This is a genomic window from Aquirufa sp. A-Brett2-15D, from assembly GCF_054558735.1.
Genome location: NZ_JBSKFT010000002.1, coordinates 554,567 through 573,421, shown reverse-complemented (window position 1 = coordinate 573,421; position 18,855 = coordinate 554,567). Strand labels below are relative to the sequence as shown.

Sequence of the window (18,855 nt, the reverse complement as noted above, 5' to 3'; positions counted from 1 at the left end):
TCGAAGCAACTATAAAAATTATGTCAATTAGTTAAAAGTAATCAGGTGGATTTTTCCATGGGATTTCTCGAACTAATTGACATTTTTTATTAAGAGTAGATTCATAAATACAAATAATATGGAGTTAAAACGTGTAGTTGTCACGGGCTTAGGCGCCCTAACCCCCATCGGGAATACAATTAGTGAATATTGGGATGGATTGAAAAACGGCGTGAACGGCTGTGGTCCTATCACTAAATTCGATGCGGAAAAATTCAAAACTCGTTTTGCTTGTGAATTAAAGAACTTCAAGGTAGAGGATTTTATCAATGCTAAAGAAGCTCGCAAAATGGATCCATTCACTCAATACGCCGTAGTAGCAGCCGATGAGGCGATAGCTGATGCGAATTTTGATATGGAGACAATAAATAAAAATAAAGTAGGCGTTATCTGGGGATCAGGTATCGGTGGTTTGAAGACTTTTGAAGACGAAATGATCTATTTCGGACAAGGGGATGGAACACCGAAAATCAATCCTTTCTTTATCCCTAAGATGATTGCAGATTCATCATCAGGCCAAATTTCTATTCGTAACGGATTCCGTGGTCCTAACTACGTAACCGTTTCAGCTTGTTCATCAGCTAACAACGCGATCATTGATGCGTTCAATTACATTCGTACCGGACGTATAAACGTATGCGTAACGGGTGGTTCTGAAGCTCCAGTGACCATCGCTTCAGTAGGTGGTTTCACAGCCATGCATGCCATGTCCACACGTAACGACGATCCAGCAACTGCCTCACGCCCTTATGACGTTGACCGGGATGGTTTCGTAGTAGGTGAAGGTGCTGGTGCCTTAATTTTAGAAGAATACGAGCACGCTAAAGCGCGTGGTGCGAAAATATATGCCGAATTAATCGGTGGAGGTTTCTCGTCTGATGCGCATCACATTACAGCTCCGCACCCAGAAGGATTAGGCGCTTTATTATCGATGAATGACGCCCTAGATGATGCAAACATCAAGCCGGAGGAAGTAGATTATGTGAATACACATGGAACCTCGACTCCGATCGGTGATCCACAAGAAATTAAAGCAATCGTGGATTGTTTTGGTGAACACGCTTACAAAATATCGATCTCTTCGACTAAATCGATGACAGGTCACTTATTAGGAGGTGCAGGGGCGGTAGAGGCCATTGCTTCTGTTCTAGCGATTCAACACCAATTTGTTCCACCGACCATCAACATTTTTAACCGCGATCCAGAAATCGATCAACGCATCGACCTAACGGAGAACGTGGGCAAAGCACGTAAGATTGATGTTGCCATGAGTAATGGATTTGGGTTTGGCGGTCATAATGCAACGGTAATCTTCAGAAAAATCTAAGACAAATATGGCCGTAAAATCTCTCCTAAACTGGTTAGATCCGATTCGACTGGACGAACGAGAGAAATTCTTAAAGAAATCGGTTACACATTTAATAGGAACTAGTCCAAGTAATTTAACTTTATATAGACTAGCTTTTTTACACGCCTCTGCTTCGAAGGAGAGTGTGGCAGAAAATTATAAAGAGTCGAACGAACGCCTTGAATTCCTAGGCGATTCCGTTCTAGGGATGATTACAGCTACGTATTTGTTCCAAAAATTCCCCTTCAAAGACGAAGGTTTCTTGACTGAAATTCGTTCTAGAATGGTGAGCCGTGAATCCTTGAATGTCATAGGCCGAAAGCTCGGATTAGAAGAAGTCATTGAATTCGAAGCTCAACGCAAATCATCCATGTCCCGCACGTCTATGTATGGCGATGCTTTAGAGGCTTTTATAGGAGCCGTGTATTTAGATAAAGGATTCGCCTTCACCCAAAACTTCATCATTAAAAAGATTCTAACGCAATATTTCGACCTAGATGCCGTTGTTCAAAACAATCCGAACTTCAAGTCGATGCTGATCGAATGGGCCCAAAAAGAAGGTAAAAAAGTGTCTTTCGAACTAGACCAAGAAGGAGAACACCACAACCGCGAATTTACGGCTTTGGTGATCCTAGACGGGGCTAAATTCTCCGAAGGAAAAGGATATTCAAAGAAAAAAGCAGAACAAACTGCCGCGAGAATGGCTTGTGAATTATTAGAAATTAAATCATAAAATGGCTACACCGAATATTTTCTTGCATTACTGGAATGATTCATCCGAAACCATCACATTTCAAGAGGTATTAGCCTGGGAGATTCCCACCCCTATTATTGAAGCCATTCAAACAGAACTTTTAAGTCAATTAAACTCTTCGCGGGCTGTAGAAATTTTCCCTAATTTCCCCTGGTCTAGCCCTCGTTTTGAAGAAAAATGGGCAGGTATTGCTCAAACTTTATTGTACCAAGTGTCTTTGCCCGAGTTTATTTGGGCTTCTTGGATTGAAAGCATTTCGGTACCTGTTTCCGATGCACCACAGCCAAGTTTCGCGGATTTAGTCAATTCGTATGAAGCGACGGATGCACCCGCTTCCCTCGAGTATGCAGCTCCAGAAACTCCAGCAGAACCTTTCGATCTATTGAATACAGAAGTATATTTCGAGGCACCAGAAAGTCTAGAGGATTCCACGGAAGAAGAGTATACGAGATTAAAGGACTTATTAAGTGGATCATCTGGTTCATTGAAATCAAAAGTAGAGTCTCAAATGACCCAGCGTATCGCGGACACGATTAGTTTACACCAACGCATTCAATTCATTCAAGAATTATTCCGTGGCGACGTGGAGCAACTCGAATCGCTAATTCAGTACATCGATGAAGAAGCAGAAGCAGAAACTTGGGCTACTGAGCTTTTGGCTCGCTATCAAGCTTACCGCGCCGCAGAAAATGAGGCCATCTGGGAAGAGCTCCACTTAATCATCGAACGAAAGTTCAATTAACTGATTTTCAATATCAGTTTTTAAGCCCTTTACCTAGGAGCATACTCGTAATTTCAAGAAAAAAATTCCTTGAAAACGATACTGCTCCTCCTGTGCTCCTTCACCACCTTTGCCCAAATTCCCACCCAAGAAGAGGAGGAAAAGCAATCTAGTTTCGACTACTATCTCGCTAATCCACTGAATATCAATTTTGTCACAGAAACCGAACTACAATCCTCTCTTTTATTTAGTTCTGAACAAATCACGAACTTCTTAGCCTTTCGAAAACAAATTGGCACTTTTCAGTCTGTTTTAGAACTGCAAACGATTCCCTCCTGGGATCTCGACTTCCTGCGAAGAACCCAAGACTTCCTGATTTGCAGCCCTATACAACCCAGTTGGTGGAAACCCAGCTCATCCATACATCAAATTTTATTTAAAACAGATTGGACTTTGGAAACTAAAAAAGGGTTTACCGAACCTGATTTACGAAGTAAAGTACGCTATGTGGGCGATCGAACAAATCAAACCTTACGTTACCGAGGTCAATTAAATGCAAACTTGCGCATCGGCTTTCTCTTACAAAAAGATGCAGGTGAAAAAGACCTCAGTGATTTCAGCAGCGGATTTATGGAATATAAATCGAAAGGAATCCTTGAAAAAATCATCATAGGCGACTTTATCAACCAATGGGGACAAGGTTTAGTCCAAGCCGGCGGATTTTCATTAGGCAAGAGTTTCGAAAGCATAAAAGCAACCCAAAAATTCAATCTGGGCGGATTAGCCTACAGTTCCAGCGTAGAATACGGCTACTATCGTGGAATCAACACCACCTTTAAATTAGCCGAATTCTTACGCTTGCAAGCTTTTGCCTCATACCGTAACTTAGACGCGACGACTGGCTCAGACTCCACAGGAAATAAATACCTCCGATCTAGAGTCGAAGACGGATTCCACCGAACATCCTCTGAAATTAGCCACATCAATGCGATGCAAGAGAAAACCGCTGGAGCGAACCTCGTATATTCCCCGCTTAGCATTCCACTGGTGTTGCAACTGAATGCGGTGTGGACGGAATGGTCCTTACCTAAACTGATGGGTATAGGGTATAAACAGCCGGAATGGTCAGGAAAAGCGCTAAAAAATTATTCCATCAACTTCCAATATCCACTTCGCAACGTAAGACTAGTGGGAGAATTCGCTTATTCTGATAATCAGCAATATTCAATTCTACAATCTGGAGCTACCTCCATTTCGAAGAAAATGGATCTATCCTATTTATTTCGAATGTATTCCGCAGGGTATTTTAGTCCTAAGTCTAATGGTCTATCAGAAAACTCAGAGAATCTCAATGAAATAGGCCTATTCCTGGGCCATGGCTATCAACTATCGAAGCGATTCAAGCTTAGCTCCTATTTCGATTATTATCGCTTCCCTGGGCCTAAATACCAAGTGAATGAATCTAATACGTCCGGATGGGAAATTTTGAGTCGATTACAATACGAAAAGCGCAAGGCGATGCGACTATTTCTTCAAGGAAAGTGGACTAGAAAAGAAGCGAAAGACCTGATTCAAGCTAGTCTAGATGGACATTACCTAGCTCTTACATCTTGGGATTTTCACTTTCGAGCGATGGCTTCTAAATTAGGCTCAGATTTAGGATATCTACTCTTGCAAGACATCAAATGGGATCAAGGCAAATGGAACCTTCAAGCTAGATTCGCTTATATAAATACACCCTCCTATGACACGCGCTTATATGCCTATGAACCTGGGGTGCCTTATTCTTTTTTACTGCCGGCCTACACAGGCAAAGCCATTAAAACAACTTTAGTACTGGCTTATCAATGGAACAGAGAAATACAATTGGCTGCAAAGTGGGCTAGTATAAACTACCAAGACCGAACAGAAATAGGCTCTGGTTTAGACACCATAGACGGGACAACTAAAACTGATATCACACTACAAATTTTCTATAAGACGCATTAAACTATCGCTTCGCGAACGCGCAATAACCTTTCGAGAAGACCTTCTAATTGATCTAAAGGGAGCATATTCGCGCCATCTGATTTTGCAATCGATGGATTGGGATGCGTTTCGATGAAGATTCCATCTGCACCTACCGCAATGGCTGCTTTCGCAATCGTTTCGATCAAGGCCGGTTGCCCTCCGGTAATACCGGTAGTTTGATTAGGGCGCTGTAAAGAGTGCGTACAATCCATAATCACGGGGACATTCATCGCCGCCATTTCTGGAAGATTGCGGTAATCAACCACTAGATCACCATATCCAAAAGAATTTCCGCGATCTGTTAAATAAACCACCGCCTCTGGATTTTCATACATCACTTTTTCGACCGCAAATCTCATGGAAGCGCCAGACATGAATTGACCTTTCTTGATGTTAACGGCTTTACCTGTTAGGGCTGCGGCAGCCAATAAATCGGTTTGACGGCAAAGGAAAGCCGGTATCTGTAAAACATCTACGTAAGCCGCTGCCATAGCTGCTTCCGCACTTTCGTGAATATCGGTGACCGTAGGTAAGGAATAATGCTGACCTACTGCCTTTAATATTTCTAGGGCTTTAATATCACCAATCCCGGTAAAGGAATCGATTTTAGTCCGATTAGCTTTGCGGTAAGAACCTTTGAAAATATAAGGAATACCCATTGACTTTGTGATTCCATCTATTTTTTCGGCAATTTCAAAAGCAAGATCATTGCTCTCAATCGCGCAAGATCCAGCCATTAAAAAGAAAGGCCCTTTGCCTAAATTCGCTAAAGTCGGTAATGTCATATTATAAAATATTTACTTCGGTCTCTAAAGTGACTCCGAATTTGTCCTTAATTGATTTCTTTATTTCTTCAGATAAGGCCAAAATCTCCTCGCCCTTAGCCTCCCCATAATTCACTAAAACAAGTGCCTGCTTTGCATGCACACCAGCATCTCCCCTTCTGAAACCTTTCCATCCGGCTTGTTCAATAAACCAACCCGCAGGAAACTTCACTTCCGTACTTCCTTCTACTGCATAAAACGGAATACCTGGGAATTCATTTTGAAGACGAACAGCCTCTGTGGCGGATACAGTGGGATTCTTAAAGAAACTACCTGAGTTTCCGATTTCTTTCGGATCAGGTAATTTACTTTTTCGTATTTCGATAACCGCATCGGCCACTTCTCGTATCGTGGGTTGTGTAATTCCTTTTGCGGCTAAAACCTCCTGAATCGCTCCATAAGAAGTCTTTACAGAAGGCTTTTTTGATAACTTAAAGGTAACAGAACTAATTAAATACTGTCCTTTTCCTGCGCGCTTGAAAAAACTCTCGCGGTAAGCGAAGCCGCAGGCTTTGGCATCAAAATGTTCTACAGTCAAGGTCTGCAAATTCAGCGCCTCTAAGGACTCAAATGTATCTTTTATTTCCGCACCATATGCACCGATATTCTGCATAGGAGCTGCTCCCACTGTCCCAGGAATCAAGGACAAATTCTCTAATCCTGACCAACCCTGGTCCACGGTATATTGTACAAGGTCATCCCAAACAACCCCAGCTCCACTTTTGACCCAAACAAAATCTACCTCTTCCTTCACAATCGAAATCCCTGGAATAGAAATCTTCACGACCAGGGCCTCTTGATTTTTCGTCAACAACACATTGCTTCCTCCGCCTAAAAAAAGGTGCGGAAGATGCGCAAATTCGCCAGAGTTTCGAAGGGATACATATTGCTCCACTGAACTAATCTCTACGAATTGACTTGCTGCCGCCTCAATCCCAAACGTATTAAAAGCACGTAGAGAATACATATTAAAACAATTTGGTAGATAAAAACTCCTCTAAAGCGGGAACTCCAGACTGATGAAAAGATTCGGAATTTCCTTCCCAAATATTCTTTCCGTCTTTCAAGAAAATGATTGATTCCCCCATGCGCATCACCGAGTTCATATCATGTGATATAACGACAGTGGTCATGTTGTACTCTTGAGTAATTTCTTGAATTAAATAATCAATTTTGACCGCTGTTAATGGATCCAAGCCAGAATTCGGCTCATCACAGAATAAATATTTAGGATTCATTACAATCGCACGCGCAATCCCAACTCTCTTTTTCATACCACCCGAAATCTCTGATGGCATTAATAAAGCGGCACTTTCTAAACCCACCCGCTGCAAACAAAGCATGGCTTGCTCATTCTTTTCATCGAGGGTTTGGGAAGTTAAAGTATCTAATGGAAAACGCACATTCTCTAACACGGATTTAGAATCAAAAAGGGCTCCTCCTTGAAATAAAACACCCATTTCGCGGCGAATCTCCTTCACCACATCCGAGTGTGCTGTTAAGAAATCACGACCATCGTATAATACTTCACCTGTTTCAGGTGCTAAAATCCCAATCATGCATTTTAGCAATACAGACTTACCTGTACCGCTTCCACCGATGACCATATTTGTCTTTCCCTGATGGAAATTCGCATTAATGTCTTCGAGTACTACACGACCTTTAAAAGATTTAGATAAGCCCCTGATTTCAATCATATTCAAAATTAGGGATTATTGAATACTTTATGATAAATTTGATGACATTTAAATACAATAATCATGTTTTTAATCTTCTTAGGCATAGCCCTCTTTGTTGCAGGTAATGCCATTTCTAATCCGAACTTGGTATTTTCAAAATACAGCAAGACCCTAAAGGTAATCGGAGCCGTTTTCGCCATTATTGGCTTAACCAGTTCAGCGGTAGTTCAAGTAGACGCAGGTGAAGTAGGTGTCCAAAGTGTCTTCGGAAAAGTACAACCCACTACTTTAAATAGTGGACTTAATTTTGTTAACCCATTAGCTAAAGTAGTCGTATTCGATGCAAAAACGCAAAACTATACGATGTCTAGCGTACATGACGAAGGAGACAAGGCTGGCGACGATGCCATTCGCGTATTAACGAAAGATGGCTTAGAGGTTGTGGTAGATTTAACCGTTCTTTATCGAATCTTACCCACCGAAGCACCCCGTGTCCTTCGCGAAATTGGTGAGGATTACAAAGACAAGGTTGTTCGCCCCATTACACGGACAATGATTCGTGACAATGCGGTGTATTATGATGCAGTAGGCCTTTATTCCTTAAAACGCAATGAATTCCAACAACGCATCTATACTGACATCGAGAAAAACTTCAAGAAAAGAGGTTTGGTTTTAGAGCAATTATTGATTCGCAACATCAACCTTCCCACTTCTGTTAAGCAAACGATCGAATCCAAGATTAATGCGGAACAAGACGCACAGAAGATGCAATTCGTCTTACAGAAAGAGAAGCAAGAAGCGGAGAGAAAGCGCGTAGAGGCGCAAGGTATCGCAGATTACCAGAAGATTTTATCCACTGGTTTAAGCGACAAGCAATTGCAGTATGAGTCGATTATTGCCCAAAAAGAATTAGCTAAATCCCCTAACGCAAAAGTGATCATCATGGGTGGAAAAAACACCCCGATCATTCTAGGGAATCAATAAAATAAAAGGCGCGCGATTCTAGCGAATGGCGTGCCCCATTTTATCTCTTTTCGTTTCTAAGTATTTTTTGTTGTGCGGATTTGCCGGAATTTCAATGGCAATCGAATCTACAATCTCTAATCCATAGCCCATCAATCCAGCTCTTTTCTTCGGATTATTAGAAATTAAACGAATTTTTTGAACGCCTAGGTCACGTAAGATTTGGGCTCCGACTCCATAATCGCGCTCATCCATGGCAAAGCCTAATTCCAAGTTGGCTTCTACCGTATCCCGGCCTTGCTCTTGCAGCTTATACGCTTTCAATTTATTGATTAAACCGATTCCTCGGCCCTCTTGAAACATATACAAGATCACACCTTTTCCTTCTTTCTCCACCATCTCCATCGCAGCGTGCAATTGTTCACCACAGTCGCAACGACAAGATCCAAAAATATCCCCCGTTACACAAGAGCTATGCACACGAACCATCACGGGCTCGTTGCTCTCCCAGCTTCCCTTGATTAAGGCTAAATGAGTGTCTCCCGTGTTAATTTGCTTGAAGGCAACTAGTTCGAAGGATCCCCATTCTGTGGGCATATTAACACCTATCTCGCGCTTGATCAAAGATTCTTTAGCCAAACGGTATTCAATCAAATCTTTAATAGTCACTAATTTTAACTTATGCTTATCTGCTAACAGACGTAAATCTGGCAAACGCGCCATACTTCCATCCTCGTTCAATACTTCGATCAAAACTCCAGAGGGTTGAAAACCAGCTAAACGTGCGAAATCCATCGATGCTTCCGTATGACCCGTGCGACGCAAAACGCCTTCCGTACGTGATTTTAGAGGGAAAATATGACCTGGACGACCTAAATCGGCCGGTTGAGTAGCAGGGTTCACTAAGGCTTGAATTGTTTTCGAACGATCCGAGGCAGAAATACCTGTCGTGCAACCATTACCCAATAAATCTACCGAAACCGTAAATGGAGTTTCGTGAGACGTCGTGTTCTGATTCACCATCATCTCTAAACCTAATTCCTGACAACGCTCATCCGTTAAAGAAACGCACATCAAACCGCGTGCTTCTTTAATCATAAAGTTCACAATTTCAGGTGTGATCGCTTCAGATGCACAAATCATGTCACCCTCATTCTCCCGATCTTCATCATCGGCAACAATAATTATTTTTCCCTGGCGAATATCCTCCAGGGCATCTTCTATACGATCTAAGCGAATTTTATCTAGCATTTTTAGGCATTTGAATCAGAAACACAAAGTTACACGAAATAATTCCCTTTTTGACTACCTTTGTTAATATGTTCATAGAGGCCCAAAATCTAAGCAAAACATACGGTAAACAGTCAGCCGTCCAAGATCTAAATTTCCGTTTAGAGGAAGGCCAAATCGTGGGTTTTCTAGGACCCAATGGGGCAGGCAAGTCGACGACATTGAAAATGCTTTTGGGACTTATTCAACCCTCCAGCGGAAGTGTTCAAATCGATGGGAAAGATCCTCAAGACCAAGCAATCTCATTAAAAAAGCAAATAGGCTACCTCGCGGAGAATAACCCGCTTTACCCTGAAATGTATGTAAGAGAATTTCTCGAATTTATTGCTAACATACATCAACTAGAAAATGCTCAGGTCCGAATCCAAGAGGTTATCGAATGGGTCGGTCTTCAAAAAGAAGCGCATAAAAAAATTCAAGAACTTTCAAAAGGCTACCAACAACGCGTAGGCATAGCTTTAGCGATAATACACGACCCCCAAATTTTGATTTTGGATGAACCCACTAGTGGATTAGATCCAAATCAACGAGACGAAATCAGAGACCTCATCCAAAGTCTACGAAAAAATCGTATCATCTTATTTTCTAGCCATATTCTATCCGAAGTAGAAGCTATCTGTGATCGAGTCTTGTTAATTCACCAAGGGAAACTAGTAAGCGACAGCCCAATGAAGGAGATAAAAGACCTAGAAAAGTTCTTTAAAGAGAAGACAAACTAAACGAATCCGCATCTAAGTGGGCGGGGAATTTAACCCGAAATTCAGCTAATTCAGCTGCTGATAATTCAGCTGTAGCGATTTGATCATGTGAAGCTAAATCAAGCAAAAGCCCTCCTTTAAAATCTACTAACAAGGAATCTCCCGCATAAGTTAAACCATTCGCATCTGTTCCGATTCGATTTACTCCGATGACATAGGAAAGGTTTTCAATTGCTCTAGCTTGCAACAAGGTCCGCCAGGCAGTTGCTCTAGGCGCTGGCCAATTAGCCACATAAATCGCTGCATCGTAAGCTGAACCTACGTTGCGAGACCAAACAGGAAAACGTAGGTCATAGCAGATAAACAAGGCTATATTCCAGCCTAAATAAGAGATGACGACCTGCTTTTCACCGGCTTGATAATGCGTATGCTCATCAGCCATTCGAAATAAATGTCGCTTATCATATACCTGATAAGTGCCATCTGGTTGAACGGCATAAAGCCGATTATAAAGTGAATTTTGATGTTTTACTTTGAGTGAGCCTACTAGTAAGACTCCTAAGCGATTAGCTTGCAATTGCATCCATTGTAAAGCAGGACCCCTACCTATTTCAGCCCCTGTTTCTGACATAGAGAAACCCGTAGCAAACATTTCGGGCAAGACAATAACATCCGTTTCACCAGCTAAGCCAGCTAATTTTTCCTCTAATTGAGCACAATTAGCAGCAGAATCCTCCCAAATTAAATCAGTTTGAACTAAGCTTACCCGTAGATTCGCCATGTATGCCGGTGTTTATTTGGCAATATAAGAATAATAGATCTTCAATCGAGCTTTCATTGCTTGCAAAGGCACAAAACGCGTACTTTCATTAATGATTCTCGTATTTCCAGCAGAATTAGAAGTTAAAGCTGGGGTGATTATCCAGCCACTATTCGCTTGTTTGCCCACTAAGATAGATTGAATGGCGGTCGTCACATTAAATGTATAGGTCTTAGATCCAGGTTCGATGGCTGAGGTAATTACACTTGCACCACCTTCTGAAAGTAAATATTTTAAACCATACGAATTTCTCAATGTTCGGTTCGTTGCATTCGTTTCCACAATGGACAATTGACCTATTGTTTGTTGCAAATCGATGTTATCTGCAGCAGTCAAGACTAATTCTGCCTTATTCACAGCCACATTACGATTCCCTTTCAAATTTAATAAATAAGGAAATTCCACCTTCGTCGCTACCCCTGTTCCTGCTTGAATATAAGTCAATCCACTTGTTACTGTGGAAGGCACCAAATCACCCGGCTTTTGTAGGCCGGCTAATGCAACGGATTTGGTCGACTTAATTTGATTAAAACGGGCTATTATCTCAGGAAAAATTGCATTAGATAAACTAAAATAATAATCCATAGAATATTTAAATGGATCACCCGGATTATGAAAATATAAAGTCATTCGAGAATAACCAGGATTGAAGCCGATCATCGCTCCTGCACTTGAAGAGGATGATTTAAACAACATCCCTGGAAAATAATCTCTGAATCCCTTACTACCAGCCGCCACTTTTGCATCCGCATATTTACTCAATAATTCTCTACCAAAAGCATCCGACATACGGAAACGCAAGGTATCTAATTGAACAGAGTCGCCATTCATAGCTTTCGTACGAATAGGACGAGGTTTGAACGTATGACTACCTAAAACCGACGGATCAGACCGAACAGTAGAATTAGCAAAATAATCAGTACCCCTGTTTAAACTATCTAATAAACGGTAAACGCTCAAAGTCTGGGACTTAGTCGTATCACCTTGATATCCGCCATACGCTAAGCGCATGGTAAGAGAATCATAGATAGACGTTGCTTTTGAGAATAAGGTATCTATATTAGAAACCTGCGTAAAAGCCGACGATTCCGCTAAACCTAAAACAGGGTGATTATAACTTCCCACTAATAAAGTGCTCGGAGAACCTGTGTAAATCGAATCAATCAAAACGGTCGACGACTTAATCGTGATCGTATCTGAGAAATTTAGACCCACTTCTACACTAAACAAATCGTCACCGATTTCTTTAGGTGTATCACAGGAAACAAGGAATAAGGAAAGAATTCCTACCCATTTAATTGCCGGACATTTCCAAGTAAGTTTTTTCGAAGAAATCGAGATCATTGTCGGCAATATTTTGAGAGGTTTTATGTTGATGTTCATCAATAATCGATTGAATACGGCTATTATCCGCATTTACTAAAGAAACTATTTTATCTGCATACTCAGCACCTATCTTGATAAATGCTTCGTAATTTCCACCCGCTAGGCTACCTAAATGAGCCTCATCTAAATCAGCAATCTTCACTTTTTCGGTTAGATCGCTTGCTTCAAACGTGAAATCAAACGGTATATTATGTGGAGAGAAAATGGTTTTCGAATCCTTATAAATCGGGTGATTTTGGTAATGCGTAGAAATATATAAAGGAATTAAACTAGACATCCAATCATTGCAATGAATGATATCGGGTGCCCAACCTAACTTCACAACCGTCTCTAATGCTCCCTTACAGAAGAAAATCGCGCGTTCGTGGTTATCTGGATAAAATGCACCATCCTTATCGGTTAATGCATATTTACGTTGGTAATAATCTTCGTTATCGATGAAGTATACTTGTAATTTCGCAGCTGGAATACTCGCTACTTTAATGGTCAAAGGCTTTTCTTCCTCACCCATTGGAATGGTAATACCAGAAAGACGAACCACCTCGTGCAATCGGTTTTTACGTTCATTAATAGTCCCAAAACGCGGTACCAAAATTCTAATTTCCATGCCTCTCTCCTGCATAGCAGTAGGTAGTGCGCGTACAAAATCAGCAATTTTAGACGTGTTTTGAAAAGGATCTACCTCACTTGAAACGTAAAGAATACGTAATTTGGCCATTCTAATTTGATTACTAGGGGGAAATTTCCCCAAAAAACATTACAAAATTACAAAAAATAATCTGATTAACACCATCATTAACTAATGAAAGGTCTTTAATTTGCGAACTGAAAGAGAGAAGAATATGCTGAAGTCGATTATAAAATACCTTATTTCCAGTTTATTGGCTGGTGGCCTTTTATTTTGGGCCTTTTCTAAAAGCCAATTGCACTGGAACGACATTCTGCAAACCTTTTATCAAGCTGATTACAACTGGGTCATCGTATCCATCATTATATCCTTAGTTTCACATGTATTTCGCACCCTGCGTTGGGAGCAATTACTAGGCGCCATGGCCTATCAGCCAGGTACCCTTAGAACCTTTTCAGCCGTATTAATTGGCTATTTTGCTAATTTTTTAGTTCCCCGTTTGGGCGAAGTGTCCCGTTGTGGATCATTGAAAAAAACGGCAGACATTCCGTTTGAGGAGTCGTTTGGCACGGTCATTACAGAGCGAATTGTCGACCTATTAAGCCTCGTTGTTTTAGTCGGAATTACTTTTCTGATCGAATGGGAACCCCTACAAAAAAGTCTTTTTCCTACCTTGCAATTGCCATCGGGCACATTAATTATCACGGCATCAGCAATCGGATTAATCGGATTAGGCCTGCTTTGGAAATTCAAAGACTTCTTGAAAAATAGTGGTGAAGAAAGCAAAATAGGTAAAATACTAAAAGGCTGGATTGCCGGAATCGGTAGTATCCGCCACCTGGAATCACCAGCTAAATTCATCGGATACAGTGTGGGAATTTGGCTTTGCTATTACCTCAGCACCTATACCTTATTTTTAGCCTTTCCAATGAGCGAAAATCTAGGAATGAGTGCCGCATTAACCGTTTTAGTGATGGGGACCTTCGGAATGGCCACACCTACTCAAGGCGGAATTGGCGCCTACCATAGTCTGGTGGCATCTGCCTTTGTATTCTATTCTCTAACCTATAAAGACGGCTTTATGCTAGCCACCTTTTTCCATGGAACTCAAATGATCACGCTCTTGTTATTGGGTGGATTTAGTTTTATTATTACGTTGTTTTTACCCATAATTTCGTCCCGTGTCCAACAGAACTGAACATAAAATCGTCTCTCTTACAGAAGCCATCGAGATCCGCAAAAACTGGAAATCGGCTGGCGATAAAGTCGTTTTTACGAACGGATGCTTTGATATTTTGCATTTAGGGCACATCGATTATTTGGAAAAATCGAGCGAATTCGGAACACAAATGATCGTAGCCGTTAATTCTGATGCATCAGTTCGTACACTTGAAAAAGGGGTTGAAAGACCCATTAATTCGGAACATGCGCGCGCAAGATTGATCGCCGCTTTGGAATTTGTCTCCTGCGTGATTATCTTCGACAAATCGACTCCTTTAGAACTAATTCAGGCCTTATGCCCGGATGTATTAGTAAAAGGTGACGATTATACGATAGAGACTATTGTAGGGGCCAAAGAAGTGTTAGCAGCTGGCGGTGACGTTAAAACCATCGCACTCGTGCCAGATTATTCAACCACCAAAATCATTCAAAAACTTAAACAATAAACATATGTATTTCATAGCCATTATTTTCGGAGTCGCAGGTATGCTTATCTCTTGGCGACTAAAATCAAAGTTTAAAACTTATTCACAAACTCCGCTGCAAAGCAATTTGTCTGGACAAGAGATCGCTGAACAAATGCTCGCCGACCACGGAATCTCTGATGTACGTGTCATCTCAGTGGCAGGCCAATTAACCGACCATTACAATCCCGCTGACAAGACTGTCAATTTAAGTGAAGATGTATATACCGGTCGAAACGCGGCAGCCGCGGCGGTATCTGCCCACGAATGTGGTCACGCAGTTCAACACGCAAGAGCTTACTCCTATTTACAATTACGTAGCGCTCTAGTTCCCATGCTTAGTATTTCGAATGGTTTTATGCCCATCCTATTAATGATAGGCATGTTTGCCCTTTATTCAACTGGGAACTCCACCTTATTAGCCATTGGCGTTGCACTTTTTGCCATGGCCACCTTATTTAGTTTCGTGACCCTTCCTGTCGAATTCGACGCCTCTAATAGAGCCTTAAGCTGGATTAAGGAGAAAGGCATCGTGACTCCAGAAGAATACGTGATGTCGAAAGATGCGCTTTGGTGGGCTGCGATGACCTATGTCGTTGCCGCGCTGGGTATGTTAGCGCAGTTGCTTTATTATATGAACTTGTTAGGTGGGAGGAGAAATGATTAATCATTTCTTTTAAAGAATAAAGAATAAAGCACAAAGAATAAAGTTTGAATAAAAAAAGGGGCGGAAAATCAGCCCCTTTTTTATGATTCAGAAATACATTTCACAAACCGTTGCGAAGCAACATCCATCTTTATTCTTTGTGCTTTGTGCTTTATGCTTTATGCTTTAATTTAAAAGCTCTATGCTTTAATTTAAAAGCTCTATGCTTTAATTTAAAAGCTCTATACTTTAATATTTAACTTCGACTTCCGATAACTATACCCAAAATAAATAAGCACCCCGGCCAAACACCAATACATAAACCGTTCCCAGTTCGTGGAGCCCATTTGGGTCATCAGGTATAGGTTAACTAATAGGCCTAAGACGGGAATTAAAGAAAGTTTTTTCGTCACACTAAAGAACGACATTACAGCCCAAATCAAGAAGAAGCCTCCCATGATAAAATGATCTACTTTCGTCTCTCCCGAGTATAAACCTTGCAACCATTCGCCCAGATTTACACCGGAATTAACGATCAAAACAAGCGCTAAAATCAAGGATAAACCCACGTAGTAACTTGAGTTGATATAGGGGATTTTGAATTTGGATTTCTTTTGATTCTCCGGATCTAAATCTAAAACCAATACGCCGCCGCAGACTAAAACGAAGGCAAAAAGGGTTCCAATACTACTTAAATTAATCACTTCCTCCAGGTTCGCAAATAAGGCTGGAACACCTACTAAAACACCGGTCATGATGGTGGAGAAGGAAGGAGTGCGGTATTTGGGGTGGATGCGGGAGAAGGCTTTTGGCAATAAACCATCGCGTGACATCGTCATCCAGATACGTGGCTGACCTAATTGATAAACTAAAAGTGCGGATGTTAAGGCGATTACGGCGCTGGCTGCGACGATTCCGGCTACTCCTGGCAATCCGACATGCATAAACATGAATGCCAAAGGATCCTCAATTCCAGCTAATTCCTGGGATGGAACAATTCCCGTTAAAACTAAAGTAACTAATACGTAGAGTACGGTACAGATAATGAGGGCGTACATCATGGCTTTGGGAATATCTCGCTGCGGATTCTTACACTCTTCCGCCGTGGTCGAAATCGAGTCAAAGCCAATATAGGCAAAGCAAACGGCGGCCACACTCTTTAAAACTCCAGAGATTCCGTTAGGAGCAAATGGGGTCCAGTTCTCTACCTGCACATAAAAAGCACCTACTCCGACCACAATCATAATCACTAAAAGTTTCAAAATCACCAGAATATTATTCGTGTTTTTTGATTCCCTAATTCCGATATATACTAAATAAGTAATGGCAACGGTGATCAATAGTGCCGGAATATTTGCTACAAAATGCCAGCCAAAAATAGTAGGAGCTGATTGGTAGGCCGTAAATCCTTCGCGAAGATTAACCGATAAGGTTTCAAATTTTTGACCACTGGCTAAAGAAGATGAGGTTTCGACGAAGGCTCTTTTAGCTGATAAATAATCCATCGTCATAAACTCGGGAACGTGAACGCCTAGGCCTTCTAATAAGTCTACAAAGTATTTAGACCATGAAATGGCTACTGCTACATTCGAGATTGCATATTCTAACAATAAATTCCAGCCCAAAATCCAGGCCACAATCTCCCCTAAACTGGTATACGCATACGTATAGGCACTACCAGAAATAGGCACAGTGGCCGCGAAACGCGCATAACAGAAGGCTGTAAACATACAGGCCATAGCGGTAAACACGAATAACATAGAAACCGCCGGGCCACCATTTGCAGAGGCCTGACCGATCGCAGAGAAAATACTCGCACCGATAATGGCTGCCACACCCATGAAGGTCAAGTCGCGCACTCCTAGGTTTCGATCCATAGAATTACCTTCCAGGCTTTCGATCTCTAACTGATCTGCAATAATTTTATCAATGGATTTCTTGCGAAAAAAACTTGACCACATACGGTATTGAATTATTAATGAGGCACAAAAATACATCTTTCTGAAAGAAATTCTAATTTGATTGATTTCGATTACCTTTGTGGCATGTCTGTTGCCGTCGTCATATTAAATTACAATGGTCGGAAATTCTTAGCCGACTTTTTACCTATCGTCCTGGAAAACACGCAGGATGCGGCGATTTATGTGGCAGACAATGGTTCAACAGATGATTCTTTGGCCCTATTAGCCTCGGATTTCTCGAACATTTCTGTCCTTTCGTGGGCTGAAAATTTAGGCTATGCGGGAGGATATAATTTTGCATTAAGCCAAATAAAAGCCGACTACTTTGTATTAATGAATTCTGATATAGCACCGCGAAAAGGCTGGTTAGCCCCTTTAGTCAACTATTTCGAAGCTAATCCACTTACAGCAGCCGCACAACCTTATCTAATAGATTATAATCAACCTGATTATTTTGAGTACGCGGGAGCTGCTGGTGGTTTTTGGGACAAATACGGATATCCCTTCTGTCGTGGTCGAATTTTCGATACCCTAGAAAAAAACGAAGGACAATTTGCCACCTCACTAGTCAACTGGGCTACAGGTGCTTGTTTGATGGTTCGATCCGATGTATTCCAAAAAGTAGGCGGATTAGATGACTATCTTTTCGCGCACATGGAGGAAATCGATCTATGTTGGAGAATGCAAAGAGCTGGATATAACATCGCAGCCGTGGCTGAAAGCGAGGTTTTACACGTAGGTGGAGGTACATTAAACAAAGAAAATCCATTCAAAACCTACCTGAACTTTAGAAACAACTTAATTTTATTGTATAAAAATGTAGATCCCTCTCAGCGTTTCAAAACTATTTTCATTCGAATGATCTTAGACGGAATCGCAGGCATTAAGTTTTTAGTAGAGGGTAAATTCTCTTCGTTTACGGCCATCTTGAAGGCTCATTTTGGCTATTACCACTATGTATTCTTTAAAAAAGACAAACAGAATTTACCTGCAGAACTGCAAAAATCATGGCCTACTAGTTATTCAGGCAGCATTTTAAAGGCCTATTTCTTAGAAGGCAAAAAGCAATTCGATAAAATCAAGTTTTAAATATCCCAGACACTTGGGTTATTTCTCTGACGTAAATAGCGACGTATATTCATCCAAAAAGCTAAGATCAAATAAATAATAACGGGGGATCCCATCGTCAAAAAAGAGGTGTAAATAAAGTACAATCGGATGCTACTTGTGGAGATTTTAAACTTCTCTCCTAAGCGAGTGCAAACGCCAAATGCCTGATTCTCAACAAAAAATTTCAGTTTTTCCATGGGGTGCTGATTGAACGAGACAAATTTAGTCAATTTTGTATGTAATTATAGGATACTCGAAATAATAATATAAAATATATGAATATTTATATTATA

19 protein-coding genes are annotated in these 18,855 nt (G+C 41.2%); 10 read left to right on the top strand and 9 right to left on the bottom strand.

Annotated features, from left to right (window positions below):
• Positions 1–118: 118 nt before the first annotated feature.
• The 4 genes from fabF to ACST14_RS07775 all read left to right on the top strand — a co-directional run bounded on the left by fabF (position 119) and on the right by ACST14_RS07775 (position 4,851).
• Complete coding sequence (gene fabF / locus ACST14_RS07790) at positions 119–1,366, top strand: beta-ketoacyl-ACP synthase II (RefSeq protein ID WP_459462291.1); 1,248 nt, start codon at positions 119–121, stop codon at positions 1,364–1,366.
• 7 nt (positions 1,367–1,373) lie between these two features.
• A complete protein-coding gene (gene rnc, locus ACST14_RS07785) occupies positions 1,374–2,120 on the top strand; it encodes a ribonuclease III (protein ID WP_459462289.1) in 747 nt (248 codons plus the stop codon).
• Position 2,121: 1 nt separating this feature from the next.
• Positions 2,122–2,883, top strand: a complete 762-nt coding sequence (locus ACST14_RS07780; protein ID WP_459462287.1) for a hypothetical protein — start codon at positions 2,122–2,124, stop codon at positions 2,881–2,883.
• A gap of 69 nt (positions 2,884–2,952) precedes the next feature.
• A complete protein-coding gene (locus ACST14_RS07775; protein ID WP_459462285.1) occupies positions 2,953–4,851 on the top strand; it encodes a hypothetical protein in 1,899 nt (632 codons plus the stop codon).
• Here the strand turns inward: ACST14_RS07775 and kdsA are convergent.
• The 3 genes from kdsA to ACST14_RS07760 are packed head-to-tail and all read right to left on the bottom strand — an operon-like array spanning position 4,848 to position 7,393.
• Positions 4,848–5,657, bottom strand: coding sequence for a 3-deoxy-8-phosphooctulonate synthase (kdsA, locus tag ACST14_RS07770; protein ID WP_459462283.1), 810 nt, complete (start codon positions 5,655–5,657; stop codon positions 4,848–4,850). The two genes, ACST14_RS07775 and kdsA, sit on opposite strands and share 4 nt — an antisense overlap.
• A gap of 1 nt (position 5,658) precedes the next feature.
• On the bottom strand, positions 5,659–6,663 hold the full coding sequence (gene murB / locus ACST14_RS07765; RefSeq protein ID WP_459462281.1) for a UDP-N-acetylmuramate dehydrogenase: 1,005 nt from the start codon (positions 6,661–6,663) through the stop codon (positions 5,659–5,661).
• Position 6,664: 1 nt separating this feature from the next.
• A complete protein-coding gene (locus ACST14_RS07760) occupies positions 6,665–7,393 on the bottom strand; it encodes an ABC transporter ATP-binding protein (protein WP_459462279.1) in 729 nt (242 codons plus the stop codon).
• Between the two features lie 63 nt (positions 7,394–7,456).
• Between ACST14_RS07760 and ACST14_RS07755 the strand changes: the two genes are divergently transcribed.
• Positions 7,457–8,359: a prohibitin family protein gene (locus tag ACST14_RS07755; RefSeq protein WP_459462277.1), complete on the top strand. Its 903-nt coding sequence runs from the start codon at positions 7,457–7,459 to the stop codon at positions 8,357–8,359.
• Positions 8,360–8,377: 18 nt separating this feature from the next.
• Here the strand turns inward: ACST14_RS07755 and ACST14_RS07750 are convergent, their stop codons facing one another.
• A complete protein-coding gene (locus tag ACST14_RS07750; protein ID WP_459462275.1) occupies positions 8,378–9,589 on the bottom strand; it encodes a bifunctional 3,4-dihydroxy-2-butanone-4-phosphate synthase/GTP cyclohydrolase II in 1,212 nt (403 codons plus the stop codon).
• 68 nt (positions 9,590–9,657) lie between these two features.
• Between ACST14_RS07750 and ACST14_RS07745 the strand changes: the two genes are divergently transcribed.
• Positions 9,658–10,347, top strand: a complete 690-nt coding sequence (locus ACST14_RS07745) for an ABC transporter ATP-binding protein (protein WP_459462274.1) — start codon at positions 9,658–9,660, stop codon at positions 10,345–10,347.
• Here ACST14_RS07745 and ACST14_RS07740 read toward each other — a convergent pair.
• From ACST14_RS07740 to ACST14_RS07730, 3 genes are read right to left on the bottom strand one after another with little or no spacing between them, the layout of a single operon-like run.
• Entirely contained in the window at positions 10,328–11,107 is a 780-nt protein-coding gene (locus ACST14_RS07740) for an amidohydrolase (RefSeq protein ID WP_459462272.1), read from the bottom strand. The genes ACST14_RS07745 and ACST14_RS07740 overlap by 20 nt on opposite strands.
• Positions 11,108–11,119: 12 nt before the next feature.
• The gene (locus ACST14_RS07735; RefSeq protein WP_459462270.1) at positions 11,120–12,490 is read right to left on the bottom strand and encodes a DUF4270 family protein; all 1,371 of its coding nucleotides are present in this window, start codon (positions 12,488–12,490) and stop codon (positions 11,120–11,122) included.
• Positions 12,441–13,250, bottom strand: coding sequence for a glycogen/starch synthase (locus ACST14_RS07730; protein ID WP_459462268.1), 810 nt, complete (start codon positions 13,248–13,250; stop codon positions 12,441–12,443). Before ACST14_RS07730 ends, ACST14_RS07735 begins: the two co-directional genes overlap by 50 nt.
• Positions 13,251–13,374: 124 nt before the next feature.
• Here ACST14_RS07730 and ACST14_RS07725 point away from each other — a divergent pair, with 124 nt between their 5' ends.
• Genes ACST14_RS07725 through ACST14_RS07715 form a run of 3 tightly spaced genes read left to right on the top strand, consistent with a single transcriptional unit; the run spans position 13,375 to position 15,512 of the window.
• Positions 13,375–14,358 carry a lysylphosphatidylglycerol synthase transmembrane domain-containing protein gene (locus ACST14_RS07725; RefSeq protein WP_459462266.1) on the top strand — a complete coding sequence of 328 codons (984 nt, stop codon included), beginning with the start codon at positions 13,375–13,377 and terminating at the stop codon, positions 14,356–14,358.
• Complete coding sequence (gene rfaE2, locus ACST14_RS07720) at positions 14,342–14,827, top strand: D-glycero-beta-D-manno-heptose 1-phosphate adenylyltransferase (protein WP_459462264.1); 486 nt, start codon at positions 14,342–14,344, stop codon at positions 14,825–14,827. The genes ACST14_RS07725 and rfaE2 overlap by 17 nt, the downstream gene beginning before the upstream one ends.
• Before the next feature lie 4 nt (positions 14,828–14,831).
• The gene (locus ACST14_RS07715) at positions 14,832–15,512 is read left to right on the top strand and encodes a zinc metallopeptidase (RefSeq protein WP_459462262.1); all 681 of its coding nucleotides are present in this window, start codon (positions 14,832–14,834) and stop codon (positions 15,510–15,512) included.
• A 221-nt stretch (positions 15,513–15,733) separates the two neighbouring features.
• Here ACST14_RS07715 and ACST14_RS07710 read toward each other — a convergent pair whose 3' ends face one another.
• Entirely contained in the window at positions 15,734–17,452 is a 1,719-nt protein-coding gene (locus ACST14_RS07710; RefSeq protein WP_459462260.1) for an amino acid permease, read from the bottom strand.
• 84 nt (positions 17,453–17,536) lie between these two features.
• Here ACST14_RS07710 and ACST14_RS07705 point away from each other — a divergent pair, with 84 nt between their 5' ends.
• Positions 17,537–18,541, top strand: a complete 1,005-nt coding sequence (locus tag ACST14_RS07705; protein WP_459462258.1) for a glycosyltransferase family 2 protein — start codon at positions 17,537–17,539, stop codon at positions 18,539–18,541.
• Here ACST14_RS07705 and ACST14_RS07700 read toward each other — a convergent pair.
• A complete protein-coding gene (locus tag ACST14_RS07700) occupies positions 18,538–18,759 on the bottom strand; it encodes a PspC domain-containing protein (protein ID WP_459462256.1) in 222 nt (73 codons plus the stop codon). The two genes, ACST14_RS07705 and ACST14_RS07700, sit on opposite strands and share 4 nt — an antisense overlap.
• Positions 18,760–18,855 lie beyond the last annotated feature (96 nt).